This is a genomic window from Calyptranema fuscum S582 (assembly GCF_055793305.1).
In genome coordinates this window covers 237,980-257,910 of the sequence record NZ_JBSLYH010000003.1, presented here as the reverse complement: position 1 = coordinate 257,910, position 19,931 = coordinate 237,980, and the positions used below count along the sequence as shown (strand labels likewise).

General features: G+C 47.1%; 15 protein-coding genes. 5 read left to right on the top strand and 10 right to left on the bottom strand.

Going from position 1 to position 19,931, the window contains the following annotated elements; all coding sequences use genetic code 11:
* The first annotated feature begins 413 nt into the window (after positions 1-413).
* From ACR6Z4_RS03995 to ACR6Z4_RS03985, 3 genes are all read left to right on the top strand, one after another.
* The gene (locus ACR6Z4_RS03995; protein ID WP_479715922.1) at positions 414-3,140 is read left to right on the top strand and encodes a TIGR03960 family B12-binding radical SAM protein; all 2,727 of its coding nucleotides are present in this window, start codon (positions 414-416) and stop codon (positions 3,138-3,140) included.
* A gap of 960 nt (positions 3,141-4,100) precedes the next feature.
* A complete protein-coding gene (gene rne / locus ACR6Z4_RS03990; RefSeq protein WP_479715921.1) occupies positions 4,101-6,167 on the top strand; it encodes a ribonuclease E in 2,067 nt (688 codons plus the stop codon).
* A 410-nt stretch (positions 6,168-6,577) separates the two neighbouring features.
* Positions 6,578-7,228, top strand: a complete 651-nt coding sequence (locus ACR6Z4_RS03985; protein ID WP_479715920.1) for a ribonuclease HII — start codon at positions 6,578-6,580, stop codon at positions 7,226-7,228.
* Here the strand turns inward: ACR6Z4_RS03985 and ACR6Z4_RS03980 are convergent.
* Complete coding sequence (locus ACR6Z4_RS03980; protein ID WP_479715919.1) at positions 7,174-7,785, bottom strand: DUF1997 domain-containing protein; 612 nt, start codon at positions 7,783-7,785, stop codon at positions 7,174-7,176. The two genes, ACR6Z4_RS03985 and ACR6Z4_RS03980, sit on opposite strands and share 55 nt — an antisense overlap.
* A gap of 184 nt (positions 7,786-7,969) precedes the next feature.
* Here ACR6Z4_RS03980 and pheA point away from each other — a divergent pair, with 184 nt between their 5' ends.
* On the top strand, positions 7,970-8,815 hold the full coding sequence (gene pheA / locus ACR6Z4_RS03975; protein WP_479715918.1) for a prephenate dehydratase: 846 nt from the start codon (positions 7,970-7,972) through the stop codon (positions 8,813-8,815).
* A 367-nt stretch (positions 8,816-9,182) separates the two neighbouring features.
* Here pheA and ACR6Z4_RS03970 read toward each other — a convergent pair whose 3' ends face one another.
* From ACR6Z4_RS03970 to ACR6Z4_RS03930, 9 genes are all read right to left on the bottom strand, one after another.
* Positions 9,183-9,827, bottom strand: a complete 645-nt coding sequence (locus ACR6Z4_RS03970; RefSeq protein ID WP_479715917.1) for an LON peptidase substrate-binding domain-containing protein — start codon at positions 9,825-9,827, stop codon at positions 9,183-9,185.
* Positions 9,828-9,978: 151 nt separating this feature from the next.
* Complete coding sequence (gene rpsJ / locus ACR6Z4_RS03965; RefSeq protein WP_018399487.1) at positions 9,979-10,296, bottom strand: 30S ribosomal protein S10; 318 nt, start codon at positions 10,294-10,296, stop codon at positions 9,979-9,981.
* 431 nt (positions 10,297-10,727) lie between these two features.
* Positions 10,728-11,957: an elongation factor Tu gene (gene tuf, locus ACR6Z4_RS03960; protein WP_479715916.1), complete on the bottom strand. Its 1,230-nt coding sequence runs from the start codon at positions 11,955-11,957 to the stop codon at positions 10,728-10,730.
* A 25-nt stretch (positions 11,958-11,982) separates the two neighbouring features.
* A complete protein-coding gene (fusA, locus tag ACR6Z4_RS03955) occupies positions 11,983-14,061 on the bottom strand; it encodes an elongation factor G (protein WP_479715915.1) in 2,079 nt (692 codons plus the stop codon).
* 182 nt (positions 14,062-14,243) lie between these two features.
* On the bottom strand, positions 14,244-14,714 hold the full coding sequence (rpsG, locus tag ACR6Z4_RS03950; RefSeq protein ID WP_479715914.1) for a 30S ribosomal protein S7: 471 nt from the start codon (positions 14,712-14,714) through the stop codon (positions 14,244-14,246).
* A gap of 159 nt (positions 14,715-14,873) precedes the next feature.
* Positions 14,874-15,251: a 30S ribosomal protein S12 gene (gene rpsL / locus ACR6Z4_RS03945; RefSeq protein WP_479715913.1), complete on the bottom strand. Its 378-nt coding sequence runs from the start codon at positions 15,249-15,251 to the stop codon at positions 14,874-14,876.
* Positions 15,252-15,381: 130 nt separating this feature from the next.
* The gene (locus ACR6Z4_RS03940; protein ID WP_479715912.1) at positions 15,382-15,711 is read right to left on the bottom strand and encodes a HesB/IscA family protein; all 330 of its coding nucleotides are present in this window, start codon (positions 15,709-15,711) and stop codon (positions 15,382-15,384) included.
* A gap of 199 nt (positions 15,712-15,910) precedes the next feature.
* A complete protein-coding gene (locus tag ACR6Z4_RS03935) occupies positions 15,911-16,330 on the bottom strand; it encodes a cupin domain-containing protein (RefSeq protein WP_479715911.1) in 420 nt (139 codons plus the stop codon).
* Positions 16,331-17,079: 749 nt separating this feature from the next.
* Positions 17,080-18,897, bottom strand: coding sequence for a phosphodiester glycosidase family protein (locus ACR6Z4_RS03930; RefSeq protein WP_479715910.1), 1,818 nt, complete (start codon positions 18,895-18,897; stop codon positions 17,080-17,082).
* An 823-nt stretch (positions 18,898-19,720) separates the two neighbouring features.
* Here ACR6Z4_RS03930 and ACR6Z4_RS03925 point away from each other — a divergent pair.
* Positions 19,721-19,915 (top strand): hypothetical protein, encoded by a 195-nt coding sequence (locus ACR6Z4_RS03925; protein ID WP_479715909.1) that lies wholly within the window; start codon positions 19,721-19,723, stop codon positions 19,913-19,915.
* Positions 19,916-19,931: the final 16 nt, after the last annotated feature.

The window sequence follows — 19,931 nt, the reverse complement described above, 5'->3', positions numbered from 1 at the left end:
ATCTTGACCATAGCTCTGGGGGCAGGCTGCACCAAAAGCCTATCGTCCAGAGCTATCAACATTTTATCCAAGAAACTTACGCAGGGTACAGATTATTGTTTGAAAGCAACGCAAAGTATGACTTTCAAACAAATAACTTGGTTACAGCTGAGGGTGAAGTGCTATAAAACCAACAGCGTCAGGCTTCTACGGGTATAGCATTCAGCAGACGACTCTAGGGCTATGCCAGCATTAAACTCTAGCGTACCCGTCTGTGGTTGCACTCTCCAAGACCTCCGAGGTTTTTAAAACCTCGGAGGTCTAACGTTTTACCCTAGCCTGATTCCTTTAAGAAAAGCTTGCGACACAAGACGAAGCCTGTCTGTAATATTGAGATCAATCCCGTATTGTTTCATTTACAAAGGCAAGTAATAGTGACTTTAGCTGTTGAAGCACTTCTCAGTCCGGAAATAACTCGACCTGCTCGTTATTTAGGCAATGAGTTAGGAGCGGTTCATAAACCTTGGAATTCGGCAGCAATCCGATGGGTATTGACATATCCAGAGGTCTACGAGGTAGGTGCTTCTAATCTCGGTCATATCATTCTGTACAGCATTTTAAATGCGCAGCCTCGACAACTCTGCGATCGCACTTATCTGCCTGCTGCTGATTTGTCGGCAAAACTGCGGGCAAGTCAAACGCCTCTATTTGCAGTGGAATCTAAGCGATCGCTGCATGAATTTGATATTTTAGGCTTCAGCCTGAGTTATGAACTTGGTGCCACTAACATTTTAGAAATGTTAGATCTAGCCAATATCCCCCTCACCTGGCGAGAGAGAACCGAGGCAGGCGTCTGGAATGTAGAACAAGGCAGCTATCCTCTCATCTTTGCCGGTGGACAAACGGCAACGTCTAACCCGGAACCCTATGCCGATTTTTTTGATTTCATGGCGCTAGGGGATGGAGAAGAATTATTGCCTGAAATTGGCTTAGTTCTAGAAGAAGGCAAAGCTGCCGGACTGAGTCGAACGGAGATTTTACTAGACCTGGCTCAGGTACCGGGAGTTTACGTCCCTCAGTTTTACGATATGGCAGCCGATGGTTCGGTTACGCCCAATCGTCCAGACGTGCCCCATCGCATCCTCCGACGAGTTGCTACGCCAATTCCAGCCTACTCTATCGGTCTGGTTCCCTATATCGAAACAGTTCACGATCGCTTGACGATTGAAATTCGTCGAGGCTGCACCCGTGGCTGCCGGTTTTGCCAACCTGGTATGCTGACCCGTCCGGCACGCGATGTTGACCCCGTCCAGGTAGTCAATGCCGTCGAAAAAGGAATGCAAGCAACCGGATATAACGAATTTTCGTTACTTTCTTTAAGTTGTTCTGATTATTTGGCACTTCCAGCCGTTGGGGTCGAAATTAAAAATCGACTGCATAACGAAAATATCTCCCTTTCGTTGCCCAGCCAACGGGTTGATCGGTTTGATGAAAATATTGCGCATATTATTGGCGGCACGCGACAGAGTGGGTTGACCTTTGCGCCGGAAGCCGGAACGCAACGCATGCGCGACATTGTTAATAAAGGATTGACTAACGAAGAATTGCTTCGAGGCGTCAAAACTGCCTACGAACAGGGTTGGGATAGAGTCAAGCTGTATTTTATGATTGGGTTGCCGGGTGAAACGGATGCCGATGTGTTGGGAATTGCCGAAACCATGCACTGGCTCCAACAAGAATGCCGGTTGCAAAAACGTAAACCGTTGAGCTTCAATGTCACCATTTCTAACTTCACACCCAAGCCCCATACGCCCTTTCAATGGCATTCTGTCTCGACGGCTGAGTTTGAGCGGAAACAACAATTGTTGCGTCAAGCGTTTCGGTCAATTCGAGGGCTAAAGGCTAACTTTACGGATATCCGCATTTCTGCCATGGAGGATTTTGTTGGTCGGGGCGATCGCCGTCTCTGTTCTGTCATCCATCGAGCATGGCAACTGGGGGCAGGGATGGATGCCTGGTGGGAAAGTCTCGAACGAGCGTTTGCAGCCTGGACACAAGCGATTGACGAATCCGGTTTGACCTGGAAATATCGCCAAGTGGAAAGCGGCGAATGGAACGTTTTCAAGCCTGATGACACAGAGCCGACAGCTATCTCCGCATCCTCTGAACCGTTAGCCACCGAGTTGCAACCATCTCTAGATGCCCCTTTACCATGGGATCATATCGACACAGGAATTGACAAAGCCTGGTTACAAGCTGACTTGCAACGAGCACTGGCGGCGGCAACAGTGCCAGACTGTTCCTTTGATGGCTGTTCTCATTGTGGGATCTGTGGCACTGATTTCGGGCATAACGTTGTCGTTGCAGCCCCTGCTATTCCAGAATTTAAAGGGCATTTTGTGCCCAATCAGCATCGTGCCCAACGCATCCGAGTCTGGTTTGGTAAACAGGCAGACATGGCATTGTTAAGCCATTTAGACTTAATCCGTCTCTTCGATCGCGCCATTCGACGGGCATCTATCCCCATTACCTTCACAGGTGGATTTCATCCAGGACCTCGTATCTCACCGGCGAATGCACTGCCGCTAGGTGCCACCAGTGCCAGTGAAATTGTAGACTTCGAGCTAACCGAAGTGGTGGATTTAGATGATTTTCGTCAGCGTCTAGCAGCCCAGTTACCTGAAAATATTCCGATTTATCAAGTAGAAGCGATCGCACTGGATACACCCGCTGCCACTCGGCTGTTGGAAAAAGCAGAATATTATCTGGTGATGGGTCTGGCTGAAACTGAGAGTGATTCCTCTACCTTGCCCGAAACACTACCAACCGTAGAACACTGGCAAACCTGGATTGAAACTATCAATGCTGCCTCAGAAATCTACGCAGAGCACATTAGTAAATCAGGCAAAGCTCGGCAGGTCAATCTTCGCGATCGCTTATTCCACCTGGCATTACTCGACCCTCACCTCGTTGACCTGAAGACCTACATTCCTACGACAAAATTGACCCCCGATGCCTTCATCATTCACTACATTGGTAGTTGCCAAAACGATGGCAATCTTTTGCGTCCAACCCAGGTGCTAACCATGCTTGAACAGGTTGCTCAACAACCACTCCAACTCTTGCATGTGCATCGGCAAAAACTCCTGTTAGCTGTCTGAGCATGGCGTACTATGCCATTTCAAAATAGGTTTGCAGGTGAATCCGCAGGATTCACCTGCAAACCCAAAACCGTGTCAATGATTAATTTGAGTTGCAAGATGTTGCCCCAAATAGTTCTTTCTTTCCAGGTTTCAAACACACTTCCGTATTAAGAACCTCTTCCAAAAGTGATGAGAGGAGCTGATTTTTTAGGTTCCTTGAGTACAAAAAGTCAGCGTCCTGATCAGGTTTTGAGCAAAGCTCGCACTTGATGAATAGAAATTTGCACTTCAATTTAAGAACTATTGGTTGGAATTCAACTGAAGTTTAATTAAATCAGCAGAAGCCTCAAACATTTAAACGATCAAAATGGCATCCAAATCGTTCTCATTTGCCCAGTACTATGCTTTCAGGACTGGGCAAGCAGAACAGAATAATAGATAATTAGAGTGGATTGTCGAAAACAAGGCTTACTCGGTAAAATTTACAGTTGGAATAACTGATGAACCGGGTGCTTAATAAGGTCGCATCGCCTCATTTTTAGCCTTGTCAAAGCTTTCCATTCGGAATTTCTCACAAATTAAGTCATTCTGCATAGCACAATTGTTGCTCCACGCTATAATGCTTCTCTAAAAGAAGTTGTTGTGGGTTAGTGACTCGTAGGTTGTCAGTGGTTTAATCGACAGCGGTTACCGAGCACACATCGCTTCTAAGAGGCTTTGATTTATTTTTAATCAATTCGGGTACCTCATTCCTCAGGGGTAAGGTATTCCTCAAAGAGTCCTCTGTTGAGCGTTGATTAAATTTCTCGTCACCCTATCCAAACCAATTTCAAAAGGTTGGATAGCTCTTAGTTTTTCCAAGAGAGCTTCGTCGCCGCTTTATGGTGCAAGAATTTTGGGTTCCAACAAGCTTTAGAAATCGCAGGCTGGCATTTATGAGATTGATGCAGCCACATTGCAAGTTTTTGAGGAAATTGAATGCCGAAGCAAATAATTATTGCTGAGCAGCATCGAATTGCTGCTGTATTTTCGGAAGACCAAATCCAAGAGATTATCGTCGCTACGGGTAGCCATCAAGTTGGCGATATCTATCTAGGGGTCGTTGAAAATGTTCTTCCAGGGATTGACGCTGCCTTTGTTAACATCGGCGACACCGAACGAAATGGGTTTATCCATGTCAGTGATTTGGGACCTCTGCGGTTGAGACGTACGGCTGGCTCTATCACAGAGCTACTGGCACCTCAACAAAAGGTGTTAGTCCAGATTATGAAGGAGCCCACGGGCAATAAAGGACCTCGACTGACCGGGAATGTCAGTTTGCCAGGTCGTTACCTTGTCCTCATGCCGTTCGGACGTGGGGTCAACCTATCCCGTCGAATTCGAAATGAAAATGAGCGCAACCGTCTCCGGGCATTAGCGATTTTAATCAAACCGGCGGGTATGGGTTTGTTGGTGCGCACGGAAGCCGAAGGGGTTGCTGAAGAAGCGATTTTAGAAGATTTAGAATTGCTGCAAAAACAGTGGGAAAGTATCCAACAACAGGCGCTTTCTACCCGTCCGCCCCGCTTACTAAACCGCGATGATGACTTCATTCAAAGAGTCTTAAGAGATGTTTACAGTGCCGATGTTAATCGCATTGTGGTGGATTCTCATACCGGGGTCAAACGGGTCAAACAACACTTGATGAACTGGAGTGGGGGGCGATCGCCGCAAGGTGTTTTGATCGATCATCATAACGATCGCATTTCCATCCTGGAATATTTCCGGGTCAATGCAGCCATCCGCGAAGCCCTGAAACCACGAGTAGATCTGCCTTCAGGTGGATATATCATCATCGAGCGTACTGAAGCGTTGACGGTGATTGATGTCAACTCGGGTTCCTTTACCCGCTCGGCAACGGCGCGTGAAACCGTACTATGGACCAATTGTGAAGCGGCTACCGAAATTGCTCGACAGTTACGCCTGCGCAATATTGCAGGAGTGATTGTTGTTGACTTTATTGACATGGACTCTCGCCGCGATCAGCTCCAAGTTTTAGAGAACTTTAATAAAGCGATCCGCTCCGATAAGTCCAGACCTCAAATTGCCCAGCTGACTGAATTAGGACTGGTGGAACTGACTCGTAAACGTCAGGGGCAAAACATTTACGAATTGTTTGGACAGACCTGTCCAACCTGCGGTGGGTTAGGGCATCTTGTGCATTTACCTGGAGAAGCTGAAAAATCGATCGCCGAACCGATTGATATGTTGCGGGCGGCATCATCCGTTCCCCAAACGCGGGTTGCACCTCCCCAGCCGATGTGGGATGAAGTGGGTGAGGAGTCCGATCTGGATGCCCTGGCGGATACGCAAGATTTAGATTTACTCAACCATCCCAGTTATCAAGAACGGGGCAAAGGCGATCGCCGTCGTCGTCGGAGCCGCTTACGAGTGGGCGAAACGGTTGTCAAGGGATCGTCTAATCGACTTGAGTTAGACGATGAGACAGAAACAAACGGCATTGCTGATGTTCCGTTTTCGAGAGAACCGTCATTGGCATTGCCCGTCAAAGAAGGACGACCCGAAAAACAAGAGCGGGCTGGGCGATCGCCAAATCGTCGAGAAAAGCAGCCACCTGAGCCGCCTCAATTCATCTCTGTAGAAATGACGCCCGAGGAGCAAGATATCTATGCATTGATGGGAATTTCTCCTCTGGTTTTGGCATCCGAACCGATCAAAGATCCGAAGTCAGTGATTATTTCGGTCGCACTACCGGGTCAACGCCAAAGCCCTCCCAACGGAGCTACGCCTGCGACGTTCCAGATGCCTGAGCGTCCACCGGCAATTGCGATCGCAGAACCCGTCATCCCAGAACGCTTTGAGCCAATTGACATCGAACCCGAACCCATCCAAACCCAGTTTGATGAGGTAGAACCGGCTGTGCTTGAAACACCTGCAACACCAGAGCCAGAGGGTTATGGGGACGACAATAGCTCATCCGTGCGTCGCCGCCGTCGCCGCCGCTCATCTGTTAATGCAGACTCCCCATCTGATAGTGACAGTTAAAATCGCATCTAGCGGGCTTTCTATATGGCGCTGTGCAGGTTGATTCAGTACAGTGTTGTGGGGCGCAGAGCGCCCCACAACACCGCTTCTGTACTTACAGCGCTTTGCGCTTGAGTAAGCCATAGTTATTTTTGTGAGAGCCGCGCGGAGCGCGGCTCTCACAAAAATAACCTGGTTTTAAGCGATTGAAAATCGCTGTAGGATCGTGGATTGAATAAAACGTAAATCTGTTTGAGAGAGCAACGGCGGAGCCGTCGCTTTCTCAAACAGATTTACAGGTTAATTAGTTGGTGATCCTTAACCATTGGCACACCGCCATAAAGTATAGATATAGACCATGACTGACCGATGAGAGCCTTGAGAAGCAAGCCCTTCATGGCTCTTGTTAAATTAATCTCTGTTGCTTACCAATGACAGACCGTTTCCTATGGATTGCTGGGGTTGATGAAGTCGGTCGAGGCGCTCTATTTGGTCCCGTTGTTGCTGCCGCCGTCATCGTATCGGAGAAAGAACTGAGTGAGCTAGCGGATCTAGGGGTCACAGATAGCAAAAAACTGTCTCCAGCAAAACGGAAACAGCTATATTGTGACATTCGTACCCGAGCGATCGCCTGTCAAATCGGTCTGGCGTCCGCCCAAGAAATTGATCGGCTGAATATCTTACGGGCGTCTCTCATAGCCATGAGGCGAGCAATTTTACGTTTGCAGCCGCAACCACAGCTATGCTTAATCGATGGCAATCAAAAGGTGCCCGACTTGCCAATGGCTCAGGAAACGATGATTAAAGGCGATCAACATTCTATTGCGATCGCGTCAGCTAGCATTATTGCTAAGGTGTGGCGAGATCAGTTAATTGAGCGTTTGGCTATTAAATATCCTGGATACGACCTGGCAACGAATAAAGGGTACGGCACTGCCAAACATCAATCGGGTCTGTTGACCTTAGGAGCTTCCCGACACCACCGAAAATCCTTTAAACCATGTCAGATACCCATCATTCAATACAGCTATCCGATCGAGCTGTTTGCCGATAATGTTGATGACAATACGGAAGAACACTGATCGATGCCCAAATCACCTGCAACCTCGGTCTGGGCGATCGCCCACTGCCGATAATCAGACAATAATTGGTGCATCAGTCGTTGCTTAATGGTTAACAAAACACTGCGCAACAACCCATTGCCAGTCGCTTCTAAAATAGGCTTGGGTGTCATCCACAACGCCGGAGGTAGCTCTACCTGCACATTTAAATCTGCTTTCCCTACCAAAAAGGTTAATTCTCCCTGCTTAACGGGTATCAAACAGCCCACTAAATCGAGATGAAACCGACGGTTGATATATTCAACCCCACGAATTTCGCATGCTACAGATTTCAAATCAATCCTGCCGTTTGATTCTGCAACCACTTCAATATCGACGGTAGGTTGGATGCTGAGCATCATAAAACTCAAGGGACGCATCTTGAGTCGAAAACAATCTGAACCAATCTGCTCGACACGGCTAGGGTCAACCAACGCCCTGATCAATCGTTGTGGCTGCCGTAGATAGTGGTGAATTGGAATGGGCTGATCTGCAACAACTAACTCGACGGATTGAGAAGCGGTGAATAAAACTTGCATGATGGTGAAGATAGAGACAGTACGTCTATCTCAAAATGAATAGCCGTAACTAAATTTTACAATTTTTCCAAGAAATCTAGGTTGACTTCATGAAGTATATCGATCAAAGCAGTCAATTACTGAGATAACTTAACTGAATGTTGCAAATTCCCCGTTTTTCATGGCTGCCAGCCTATCATTCCTTATGAAGATTTATTCTATTGCTCACTTAGGTCCCTCTGGAACGTACACAGAGGTTGCAGCCCTCACCTACGCTGATACTCTACGCACTGTAAATCCAGATAAACATTATGAGTTACACCCGTATCCCACGATTGCTCAAACGCTTCGAGCAGTTGCTAATGGGCAAGCTGATTTTGGTGTAGTTCCCGTTGAAAACTCAATTGAAGGGAGTGTCACCGTTACCCTGGATACGCTCTGGCAACTGGATCACTTACAAGTGCAGCAAGCGGTTGTCCTCCCTATCGCCCATGCATTACTGTCATATTCAACAACACTCGATCTGATTCAGACGGTTTATTCTCATCCTCAAGCGCTGGCGCAATGTCAGATATGGCTTGAAACCTATTTGCCCAATGCTCAGGTTGTTGCTATTAGTTCTACGAGTGAAGCCGTTCAACGGCTTAAAGAGACACCCGATTTTGCAGCGATCGCCTCACAACGAGCAGCCAAGCTGTATGACGCTCCTGTGATGGCATACCCAATTAACGATTATGCCGACAATTGCACCCGATTTTGGGCAGTGAGCCAGGAACCTTCATCGGTTGGCAGTCATGCATCCTTAGCCTTCAGTTTCCCAGCCAATCGCCCCGGTTCTCTGGCAAAAGCCCTACAGATTTTTGCAGAACGGAACATTAATCTTAGCCGGGTCGAATCCCGTCCGACGAAACGATCGCTAGGAGACTATCTCTTCTTTATTGATATCGAAGCCAATATTTTTGATGAATCTGTTCAACTTGCCATTAGAGAATTAGAAACGTTTACAGAAACGCTTAAAATACTGGGCAGCTACAGCATTTTAAACGGTTGAACCAGCCTCTAGATAACCACAATCTGTTGGGAATCATGCTACAAAACCCTATGCCATTCGCGCAGCAAGCAGCATAGGGTTCCACTATCGATTTAAAGACAAACTAGTGTTGCAAACACGAATTTTGCAACATGGGGGTTTGGGGGCTGCGCCCCCAAGAGGGGGTTTTACCCCCTCCACCCCCTCTAAAACTTTTAAGTTGGTGTACTACTAGTGATCTGTCCATTAAAAATTGACGCTTAAAACGGGTGATGTGCCGTACGAAGCGCGGCACATCACCCGTCAGAAAATACTTGACAAAGCACTAGTGGAGAGCATCGCGAAGCGATGCTCTCCACAGTTTTTTCCTATAACCAACTGACGCAGGTTACGGTTGAAATGCGTCTTTAAGAGCCGTTCGAGCTGCTAAATGATTCCGAGTTGATGTCAAAATTTCCGACTCTCGGGTCAACCGATCTTCCGTATTTTGCATCTCTAATAAGGATTGTTGTTCTTGAGACACACCATACAAATTCCCCGCAACCCAATACGATAACTCAGTGGGTAGATCGGGGATATCATCTGGCAACTCAATCCCTTGACCCGTAAGCTTAGCAGACAACCGCACCACATCCCGAAGCAATTGATCAACCTCGATCGCAAGAGGATGTAAATCGCGATCGCTCGGATGATCTTCGATCCACTCGACTAAGCCAACATAATAGGGACGCTCACGAACGTAATCTAGCACTCGGAAACGTTGTTGCCCTAGCGTCATCACCTTCATCCGATCATCTGGCAATCGTTGATGATGAATAATTTCGGCACAACACCCAACATTAGCAACCTTGCCATCCAATGGATTAACCATCAAGACCCCAAAGCGGCGATCGCTTTGGAGAATTGTGTTCATCATAATGCGATAGCGAAATTCAAAGACGTGCAGTGGCAGCTTTCTACCGGGGAACAAAACAACTTCAGGAAGGGGAAAAAGAGGAAGCTCTCGAACAGCAACCGATGAAGAGGGTGTCATTATAGGCTCATTCCCGTGTAAAACTCACTAGACTGAAGACCCAGGGTGTTAAACTTCTTCAGCAAATCAGCTTTAGGTCTTCTGTACAACCACTGCACTTAGTGTATCGCATGTGCCCAAGCGCTAACGGCTAAGACAACCAGTCTAATAATTACAGTTTAACTTCAATATCTACACCAGCAGGCAAATCAAGCTTCATCAGTGCATCAATCGTCTTAGAAGACGGTTGATAAATATCGATAATCCGACGGTGAGTACGAGTTTCAAAATGTTCGCGGGAGTCTTTATCTACGTGAGGCGAACGCAAAACACAATAAATACGACGCTTAGTGGGCAAAGGAATAGGTCCAATTGCAGTTGCATTCGTCCGATTTGCAGTATCAACAATCTTTTCGCATGAAGTGTCCAAAAGACGTCGATCAAAAGCTTTGAGGCGAATACGAATCTTTTGCTGTTGAATAGTTGCCATAGGTCAAAAACGTTACTCTTGAATTATCAAGGTGTGTAAACAATCGATCGAATTGCTCAATCAAACTCTAAAACTCATACCAAATTTAAAGCGAGTACAGGAGATGACAACGCTTTTGTCGGGACACTCAGTTGATCAACCTAGCGATTGTCTGAGAATGCAAAAGCTCTAACCTAGTACCTGTATCTCAAATCTCGCCAAAATCGGATTCGATAGTCTGAAATCAGTCAGAAAACCACAGAGGTATCCCACCCGGTGCTTCTCTGGGAATCATAGATTTAATAAAACCAAGGACTTATTTTTGGAAGCGTGGCGACGCCGCGCTTCCAAAAATAACATTTAGGCTTTACTTAATTTTTTGATCCGAAACAGACCTATAAGCCAGCAGTCAATTTTATTGGCTGCTGGTTAATAAGATCTAGAGAGTTGCGTTACTTCAGGATCTTGGAGACGACGCCTGCTCCAATGGTGCGACCACCTTCACGAATTGCAAATCGCATACCCTGCTCAATAGCAATCGCGTTGATCAGCTCAACGTTCATTTTGATGCGATCGCCGGGCATCACCATCTCAGAATTCGTACCGTCATCCGCAGTAAATGCCTTGATAGTACCCGTCACATCCGTAGTCCGAACGTAAAACTGAGGACGATAACCGGAGAAGAACGGCGTTTTACGACCACCCTCTTTCTCAGTTAGAACGTAAACCTCACCTTCAAACTCAGTATGAGGTGTGATTGAACCGGGTTTAGCGATAACCATTCCCCGCTCAATGTCAGCTTTCTGAATACCCCGAAGCAGAATACCGGCGTTATCACCAGCCATACCTTCTTCGAGGCTACGACGGAACATTTCAATCCCCGTCACAGTAGTGGTTCGAGTATCTCTGATACCCACAAGCTCAACCGTCTCACCGACTTTGACCTTACCCCGTTCAATCCGACCCGTAGCAACGGTACCACGTCCCGTGATTGAGAACACGTCTTCAACTGCCATCAAGAAGGGCTTGTCAATATCCCGCTGAGGAGTAGGAATGTAAGCATCTACGGCATCCATCAATTCGTAGATCTTGTCTACCCAATCATTGTCTCCGCGAGACGTCTTTGGATTAGCTTGCATTGCTTCCAGAGCCATCAAGCCAGAACCTTTGATGATAGGAATATCGTCACCGGGGAATTCATACGAACTGAGCAACTCACGCAGCTCTAGTTCAACCAGTTCCAACAATTCCTCATCATCGACTTGATCGACCTTGTTCATGAAGACAACAATGCTAGGAACGCCGACCTGTCTAGCCAAAAGAATATGTTCTTTGGTTTGAGGCATCGCACCATCTGTTGCCGCTACAACTAAAATGGCACCATCCATTTGAGCTGCTCCGGTGATCATGTTTTTAACATAGTCAGCGTGACCGGGGCAGTCTACATGCGCGTAGTGGCGTTCACCCGTCTCATACTCAACGTGAGCTGTGTTGATGGTGATTCCTCTAGCCTTTTCCTCAGGAGCAGCATCAATCTCGTCGTACTTCTTCGCTTGGGCTTGCCCCATAGCAGCCAGAGTCGTTGTGATCGCTGCTGTCAGCGTTGTTTTACCATGATCGACGTGACCAATAGTACCGATATTGACGTGAGGCTTAGTTCGTTCAAATTTTTGGCGTGCCATGAATCTATCTGTCCTTCTTTACTGACTATGCGTTCCCTTTGCTTTTAGCAATAATTGTCTCAGCCACATTCCGAGGCACCTCTTCATAGTGACTGAACTCCATTGAGAATATACCCCGACCTTGAGTCTTAGACCGAATATCGGTGGCATATCCAAACATTTCTGCTAACGGTACTTTTGCAGATACCTTAGCGATGCCGTCTGTGGAACCCATACCTTCGATCTGTCCTCTACGCGAGTTCAGATCACCCATCACATCTCCTAGGAAATCTTCTGGAACCTCTACTTCAACTTTCATCATAGGCTCAAGAAGAACAGGAGAAGCCTTCATTACAGCTTCCTTAATCGCCATTGAACCAGCGATCTTAAAAGCCATTTCAGAAGAGTCCACATCGTGATAAGAACCATCTACCAGAATGGCTCTGATATCGATGACTGGATAACCAGCCAAGATACCAGATTCACAGGCTTCTTTCATACCCTGCTCTGCGGGAGGCACATATTCTTTAGGAACAATGCCGCCCACAATCTTCGAGACAAACTCGAAGCCGCTCCCCGGTTCACCTGGCTCCACCTCTATCACGACATGACCATATTGACCTTTCCCGCCACTCTGACGAACAAATTTACCTTCTTGTCTTACAGATTTACGGATAGTCTCTCTATACGCTACCTGAGGAGCTCCCACATTTGCCTCAACCTTAAATTCACGTAGCATTCGGTCAACTAGAATTTCAAGGTGAAGCTCACCCATACCAGCGATGACGGTCTGGTTCGTTTCAGGATCGATACTCACCCGGAACGTAGGATCTTCTTCAGAAAGCGCCTTTAGAGCCTTAGACATTTTCTCCATATCCTGCTTAGTCTTCGGCTCGACCGCAACCGAAATCACAGGTTCGGGGACATAGAGAGACTCAAGAATAACGGGAGAAGATTCATCACAGAGTGTGTCCCCAGTCAAAGTATATGATAGACCCGGAACAGCACCCAAATCTCCTGCGCGTAATTCATCCACGTCAATTCGTTCGTCAGCTTTTAAAACAATCAGCCGCGAGATTCGCTCTTTTTTATCTTTAGAAGAATTGAGAACATAACTCCCTTTCTTTAAGACGCCCGAATAAACCCGGATAAAGGTTAAACGACCCACAAATTTATCAGACATCACCTTGAACGCTAATGCCGATAAAGGTTCTGAGTCACTTGCGACCCGTTCAACGGCTGAACCATCGGGCAGAGTTCCCTGTACGGCTGCAACTTCAAGAGGTGAGGGAAGATAGTCAACGACGGCATCTAAGAGGAGCTGAACTCCTTTATTTTTAAAGGCAGACCCACATAGCAAAGGAACAACGGTTCCTGCAACGGTTGCCTTGCGAATACCAATCTTAATCTCTTCTGAGGTAAACTCTAACCCCTCCAGATATTTTTCTGTCAAGCTGTCATCTGTATCTGCAATCGACTCGATCAGTTTATTGTGATACTCGTCAGCCAACCCTCGAATATCGTCAGGAATTTCTATTTCCTTAATATCTGTACCGAGATCGTTTGTATAGATGAAGGCTTTCATCTCAACGAGATCAACAATGCCCTCAAACACATCTTCACTACCAATCGGCAATTGGATAGGGACTGCGTTTGCTCGAAGGCGATCGCGAATCTGATTATAGACCTTGTAAAAGTTTGCCCCGGTTCGATCCATCTTATTGATGAAAGCAATTCGAGGAACTTTATAGCGATCTGCCTGACGCCAAACGGTTTCGGATTGCGGCTGAACTCCACCTACGGAACAAAAAACTGCGATTACACCATCCAGGACGCGCATAGAACGCTCGACCTCGATTGTAAAATCAACGTGCCCCGGCGTATCGATAATGTTGATCTGATGATCTTTCCAGCTAGAGGTTATGGCAGCAGCCGTGATCGTGATTCCACGCTCCCGTTCCTGATCCATCCAATCAGTTACGGTGTTCCCATCATGAACTTCCCCAATCTTATGGACGACACCAGAGTAAAATAGAATTCGCTCAGTCGTCGTCGTCTTGCCCGCATCAATATGCGCGGCAATGCCGATATTTCTTACTTTCTCAAGTGGGACGGTGCGTGCCACAGCTATCTCCTCAAGTATCTACCGTCGATACTTATACTAGCGACTTTATTAAGATTTTATACTTTTCGCCGCAAACCCATAACTCGCTCGGAATTGCAACGAGATGTGCATCAAAAAGAGACATAAAAATGCCTAAACATCTTGCTGAAACAAACCGTGACGAGTATTAAGGCTCAGAAGAATTAATAACGATAGTGTGCGAAGGCTTTGTTTGCTTCCGCCATACGATGGGTTTCTTCTCTTTTCCGGATAGCACTACCTGTTTCGTTTGCTGCATCCATCAGTTCGTTGGCTAAACGACTTGCCATTGTTCGACCTGATCGTTGCCGAGAAAATTGGGTCAACCAACGGAGTGCAAGAGCAATACCCCGATCGGAACGGACTTCCATGGGAACTTGGTAAGTCGCACCGCCGACTCGACGAGCCTTGACTTCGACTAAAGGAGTGACGTTCCGCACTGCCTTTTCGAATGTTTCTAATGGATCTGAGCCAGTCCGCTCTTGAATGATTTGAAAGGCATCGTAGATAATGCCATGAGCAAGCGATTTTTTGCCAGATCTCATCAAGCGCCGAGCCATCATACTGACAAGCCGACTATTGTGAACCGGATCTGGCGGAACGGAACGCTTTTGAATAACTGTGCGACGAGACATAAATTATCTAAACTTCAATAGCTGGTGGACTGCTGAAAAGATTGAAACCGGGCGACCATGATACGCTACCGACGAACAAATCGTGCGCGCTCAGAAAATTAGAGGAGATAAAGACTCATCCTATTGGAATTCGTCTCTATTCAGTCTAAAAAGGCTAATTTACTTTGCTTTTGGACGCTTTGCACCATATTTGGAGCGCCCTTGCTTGCGATCTTTAACTCCAGCAGCATCCAGTGTGCCACGAATGATGTGATATCGAACACCAGGAAGATCTTTAACCCGCCCACCTCTGATCATGACCACTGAGTGCTCTTGCAGGTTATGACCGATACCAGGAATATATGCTGTGACTTCGAAGCCAGATGTGAGGCGAACCCTGGCTACTTTACGAAGTGCTGAGTTTGGTTTCTTAGGAGTCGCTGTATAAACTCTCGTGCAGACACCTCGACGCTGAGGACAGCTTTTGAGAGCAGGAGACTTTGTCCGTCTCTGCATTTTCTGGCGTTCATCACGAATGAGTTGCTGGATAGTGGGCATGGTCTATAAGTAGGAATGCTTTTTTGAGTGGGATCTTGACTTTCAACAGTCTCTTACTTTATCAACTTTAGCGAATTGCTGTCAATTTATCTTTTTATCTTTAGGATTTTGTGGAGACTTCTTAACGAGCTTAGGCTAAGGAAAAGGAATTGCCACACCCGCACGTTTTGATTGCATCGGGGTTATGAAAGCGAAATCCACCCCCCATCAAGTCTTCTGAGTAGTCAATTGTTAAATCGTTGATGTAACTCTGAGTTTGAGAATCCAAGACAATTTGAATATTATTTCGTTCTACAACGATTTCATCTGTGGCGATCGCCAGATCCAACCCCAGTGAATAATAAAAATCGGCACAGCCCCCTGATTGGATACGCAAACGGCAAACGGCTTGCGCTGAGTTGGGATGTGTTGCCATGAGGCGTTTAATTTCAGCGATCGCTGACGGAGTGAGATGAATCATGCAAGATACGGACTACAAAAATTTTGAGTAGAGCGCAGATCTAGTATGACACAGGGTTACGTCCAGCTATCTATATGCAAGCGGGTGAGTCTAGTCGCGTAAACACTAAAGGGTGGAGGAGATTGGGGGCGACGCCCCCAATCTCCTCCACCCTTTTAATTTGGTGTATTAGATATTTACGTCTCAGCTCACCGTCAAACTAGCGATCGCTGCGAGAGTAGTCATCTTGAAACCGAATAATGTCATCTTCCCCTAAATACTCACCGTTTTGAACCTCGATCAACACCAAGGGAATGACCCCAGGATTTTCTAAACGATGATTTGTACAAGAAGGAACGTAAGTGGATTGGTTGCTGGATAGCAAAATCTCGTTGTCGCCGCAAATCACCCTTGCCGTACCCGATACCACGATCCAGTGTTCACTGCGATGATGATGCATCTGGAGACTGAGGCGGTGCCCAGATTTTACTTCAATTCGCTTGATCTTGTAGCCTCGTCCTTCTTCCAGAATAGTAAACGAGCCCCATGGTCTCAGTTCGGTTGCAGCAACGCCCTTTGGTGTTGTCACCACAGGTAAGGATGAAACATTGGATTGAGCGACTTCTTGAGGTTGAGCCATGATATCTTCTCCTAAGTTGATTTAGGTTTCTGTTCTCTAACGTCTGAGTACACGTCATCGGAAATAGATTGTGATTCAAGGGGGGCAGAGCTAGAGGCTCTGCATAGGGTACAGATTCCAAACACTTACATGGCTGACCCTAACCAGCTGAACAGAAAACACTCACAATTGATTTTTTACAGAGTCCGTTAACAGAAAACTGACCTGATGCATAATGACTACCGAATTAAATAGAACTTAAGTCATCTAGAGCCGATGTGGAGGTACACCTCAGACCGAGGTCAGTATCCTAACATTCCCCAGTTTTAACCTTTGCTCTTTCAATTGGGTAGGAGAATTGCCAAGGATGAAAGACGGAGTTTCTACCCGAACCGTCATTAAAGATAGCAAAATATGCTGGGGTACCGCACTCAAACCAAGCCCCAATCAACCGATCTATACAGAGTCTTCATCCTTATCGCTCTACCGTTTATGTTTTGTGCCCTTTGGGCACAAAACATAAACGGTTTGCGTAGACTCTCAAAGTTTTTTGAGTGGTATTGCTGAATTCTGGAATGACTTTGAATGTGAAACTGAAGGTTTCACATTCAAAGTCGTTCCTATAGCAACTGAAGGGTTAATTTAGGACGGAGTGCAGCGGTAGAACCCCTGTCCTACCCAGCCCTGCGGCTGCGATAAAACCAGCAAGACTTGTTTAAGTAGATCCAAACCGTGATGGGATGGGAAGAAGAGACTATTAGAAGGGACTATTAAAAATTGGGTTGCAAGAATATGCCGATGCCGTTATGGACTCTAGCTGCCGTTCGAGGTGAACGGTTGATCAGTTGTCCGCTTAAATAGAGACTTGTTGAACTGCCCCCATCTAAGTTGACTGCATCAACCAACCCCAGACGTTGCATCAGCTGTGCGGTTTCTGACAACGTTGGACCAAAGCCATTGGGGCGATTGTGAATGGCAGCTACTACTAGATTACCCTCCGCATTTAGCCCAATGACACTGCGGGGGGCAGCTTGGCGACTAAAGGCATCTGAAAAGTTCTCAGCTCCGGCATTTAAAGCCACTTGACGATTCTTTAAAAGAAGAGGACCCCCTCCCATAATTTGAGAGAATTGCCCGAATTCAACGGGTAAAGTTTGGGTTTCTCGCTGAAGCGTTGTGCCAACAGGCATAGCTCGGGCAGCCTCATCGTAAGAGCGCATCACCAAAAGATAGCCATCTCTGGGAACCGGGACAGAAACTTGTCCAGCCGTTGAAGCAGATTGTTGGCTGACCACCTGGTTATTGCGGATGGTGACTAATACTTCACTGTCCGTTATGGACGTGTAAGTTGATCCCCAGTCTGGACTGTAGAGAGAGACTCCGGCTCCGACAAGACCGCTGTTGAGAGAGAGGATAGGGAATCGTTGTCCGGTCGAGGTTGTGATGGAGTCTTGCAAACTCAGGCGGTTGATATAAACGCCCCCGGCGTTATCCCAGGCGATCGCCCCTCGACCGAGAATGGGACCCGAAACCCAGCGTCCATCCTGGCGGATGGCTCCGAGTGGCATTTGAGTATCGCGATTAAAAAAACCACCATTGATAGCAGCCGCAGTTTGCCAAAGCTGAGCCATAGTGACCAGAGGTGTCGTCCCAATGGTCGTAGAAGGACTACTGGTAATGGGTTTAAGGCTGACCCCCGGTTGACGTGGATTGACCTCCAATGAAATCACCGGGAACTGGGCAGAGCCTAATGCCACGTAGCGTTGTTGCCAGCGGATGCCGGGTGCCCACAGAATGTCTCGCGCCACCAGAGAGTCTGAACGAATATCGATTACCACTCGGTTGGGATCTGGTAATGTCCACAATCGAGGCCGTAACCCACTGGGAATGCCAATGTGAACATTCGTTTGACCGTTACTGGATGCCACTCTCACAGAGGTGATGCGGTTGGCGGGGCTAAATCTAAACGATTGCACAGTGGCAGGGTCAATCTGAGCATCAAGCGTTACGATAACCTCGCGATCTTGCTCTGAAACTTGCCAACGAGCCGGTTGATCTAAATCGACCACAATGCGATCGCCCCAGTCTTGTCTGCCCTGCCGTAAGCCCAGGACGCGTGAAGCGGGCGTAGAAATTCTTAAAACCGAACCATCTACTTGAACTCGCCAGCCAGCCTGTTGTGCCAGTGGAGTGATATCAAGATAGCGATATTGACTGGTGTACCAGGTGGGCAACACGATGGGTTCGACCGTGGGTTGCGAGAACCATTGCACAGGTTGCTGAGCTGCATTTCTGGAATCTAACAGTTCAACTCCAAAGCTCTGCAATAAACTTGAATCGACAATGCCGATCGCCTGTTGTCGTTGACTCCAGAGTACGTTCAGCGCTTTGCCATTTAAAATCACCTGATTGCCTTGGCGAATCACTTGCACTGCCGGAGCCTGTGCCAGAGTTGGTTGCCAGGATAAATTTAACTGTAATGGAGTCGCAGGACGGGTAATCGAAATCGCCTGGCTGACTTTCGAAATACCCAAGTAAAACGATATAGCGATCGCCAGCACCCAAAACAGAGAGCGACGAACTCGCAACGATGGGAAGAAACCAACAGGACGCGTTTTATCAGCCCTAGATTTTAGACCTCGAGGGTTGGGGGGCTGTATGCCAAACAGGGAGTTCCATCCCTGCCAGAACGCAGATTTAGATAGATGAGTCTGAGACGGTGTGGGGAGACGACGCTTTTTAACCATGTGCCTCGAATGACATAAGCCTGGAAATAAGCCACCTCTTATGCTGGGCAGGTGGAGAGGGGTCTGACAGAATCTCTCCATTCGTTCAGGATCATAGATGGATAAACCTGTAACTCTTTGTCAGAGCGCGACAGCATTGCCGTCGCGCTTTTAGAGAATTGGGCTGTATCCAATCTACGCTCCTCGACCTTAAAGAGCATTGGCAATTAGGCTATAGCAGTCCTAAGGATTACAAATTAATTAAAACCCGATTCTTTTTGAGAGAGCGGCGGCGAAGCCGCCGCTCTCTCAAAAAGAATTACAGGTTAATTAATCTGTAATTCTTTTTGAGTTGTAAGGTAAGCGGGTTATGAGCGGCGCACCCCGCAGGGGTGCGCCGCTCATAACCCATTCAGGATTGCTATATATCTGTATCTGTTTTTAAGAATTCATCAGATCTCTTTTGTTTCCGTCTTTTGGTTCACAAAATTTAAGTTTGTAGTGGGTGCTGCCCACAACTCGCGTATGCCCATTTCATAATGGGGGTATAGCCTTCTTCTTGCCAGTCAAACCCTGGGTTCGTCATTAGGGATTGCAAAGCGCGTTAACTTTTTATAAGATCCTTAATCTCTTCCTTTGATGAGATGACGCCAGTACTCTTAATAGCTTCTTAATCTGTCCGTCTATGCAGGGCTTGCACAATCTATGTGGCGTCTTATCGGTGTTGCCTCTGCGGTTGATTAACTGCCGCAGGGTTTCCCACTTGTATGAGCCTTGCCCGATGTTGACCGTTTGGGTAAGTCGGGAGTCATCAGACCACTGGCTGTTAGGTGCAATTGAAATAAAGCTGCCGACCTATCGGATTGAAGACAGCAACTGATATTTCGGAACAGATC

Bases quoted from the DNA above. Each gene is read 5' to 3' on its own strand.
- rne (WP_479715921.1), top strand. From the start codon at position 4,101: ATGCCGAAGCAAATAATTATTGCTGAGCAGCATCGAATTGCTGCTGTA.
- ACR6Z4_RS03985 (WP_479715920.1), top strand. From the start codon at position 6,578: ATGACAGACCGTTTCCTATGGATTGCTGGGGTTGATGAAGTCGGTCGA.
- ACR6Z4_RS03980 (WP_479715919.1), bottom strand. From the start codon at position 7,785: ATGCAAGTTTTATTCACCGCTTCTCAATCCGTCGAGTTAGTTGTTGCA.
- pheA (WP_479715918.1), top strand. From the start codon at position 7,970: ATGAAGATTTATTCTATTGCTCACTTAGGTCCCTCTGGAACGTACACA.
- ACR6Z4_RS03970 (WP_479715917.1), bottom strand. From the start codon at position 9,827: ATGACACCCTCTTCATCGGTTGCTGTTCGAGAGCTTCCTCTTTTTCCC.
- rpsJ (WP_018399487.1), bottom strand. From the start codon at position 10,296: ATGGCAACTATTCAACAGCAAAAGATTCGTATTCGCCTCAAAGCTTTT.
- tuf (WP_479715916.1), bottom strand. From the start codon at position 11,957: ATGGCACGCCAAAAATTTGAACGAACTAAGCCTCACGTCAATATCGGT.
- rpsG (WP_479715914.1), bottom strand. From the start codon at position 14,714: ATGTCTCGTCGCACAGTTATTCAAAAGCGTTCCGTTCCGCCAGATCCG.
- rpsL (WP_479715913.1), bottom strand. From the start codon at position 15,251: ATGCCCACTATCCAGCAACTCATTCGTGATGAACGCCAGAAAATGCAG.
- ACR6Z4_RS03940 (WP_479715912.1), bottom strand. From the start codon at position 15,711: ATGATTCATCTCACTCCGTCAGCGATCGCTGAAATTAAACGCCTCATG.
- ACR6Z4_RS03935 (WP_479715911.1), bottom strand. From the start codon at position 16,330: ATGGCTCAACCTCAAGAAGTCGCTCAATCCAATGTTTCATCCTTACCT.
- ACR6Z4_RS03925 (WP_479715909.1), top strand. From the start codon at position 19,721: ATGCAGGGCTTGCACAATCTATGTGGCGTCTTATCGGTGTTGCCTCTG.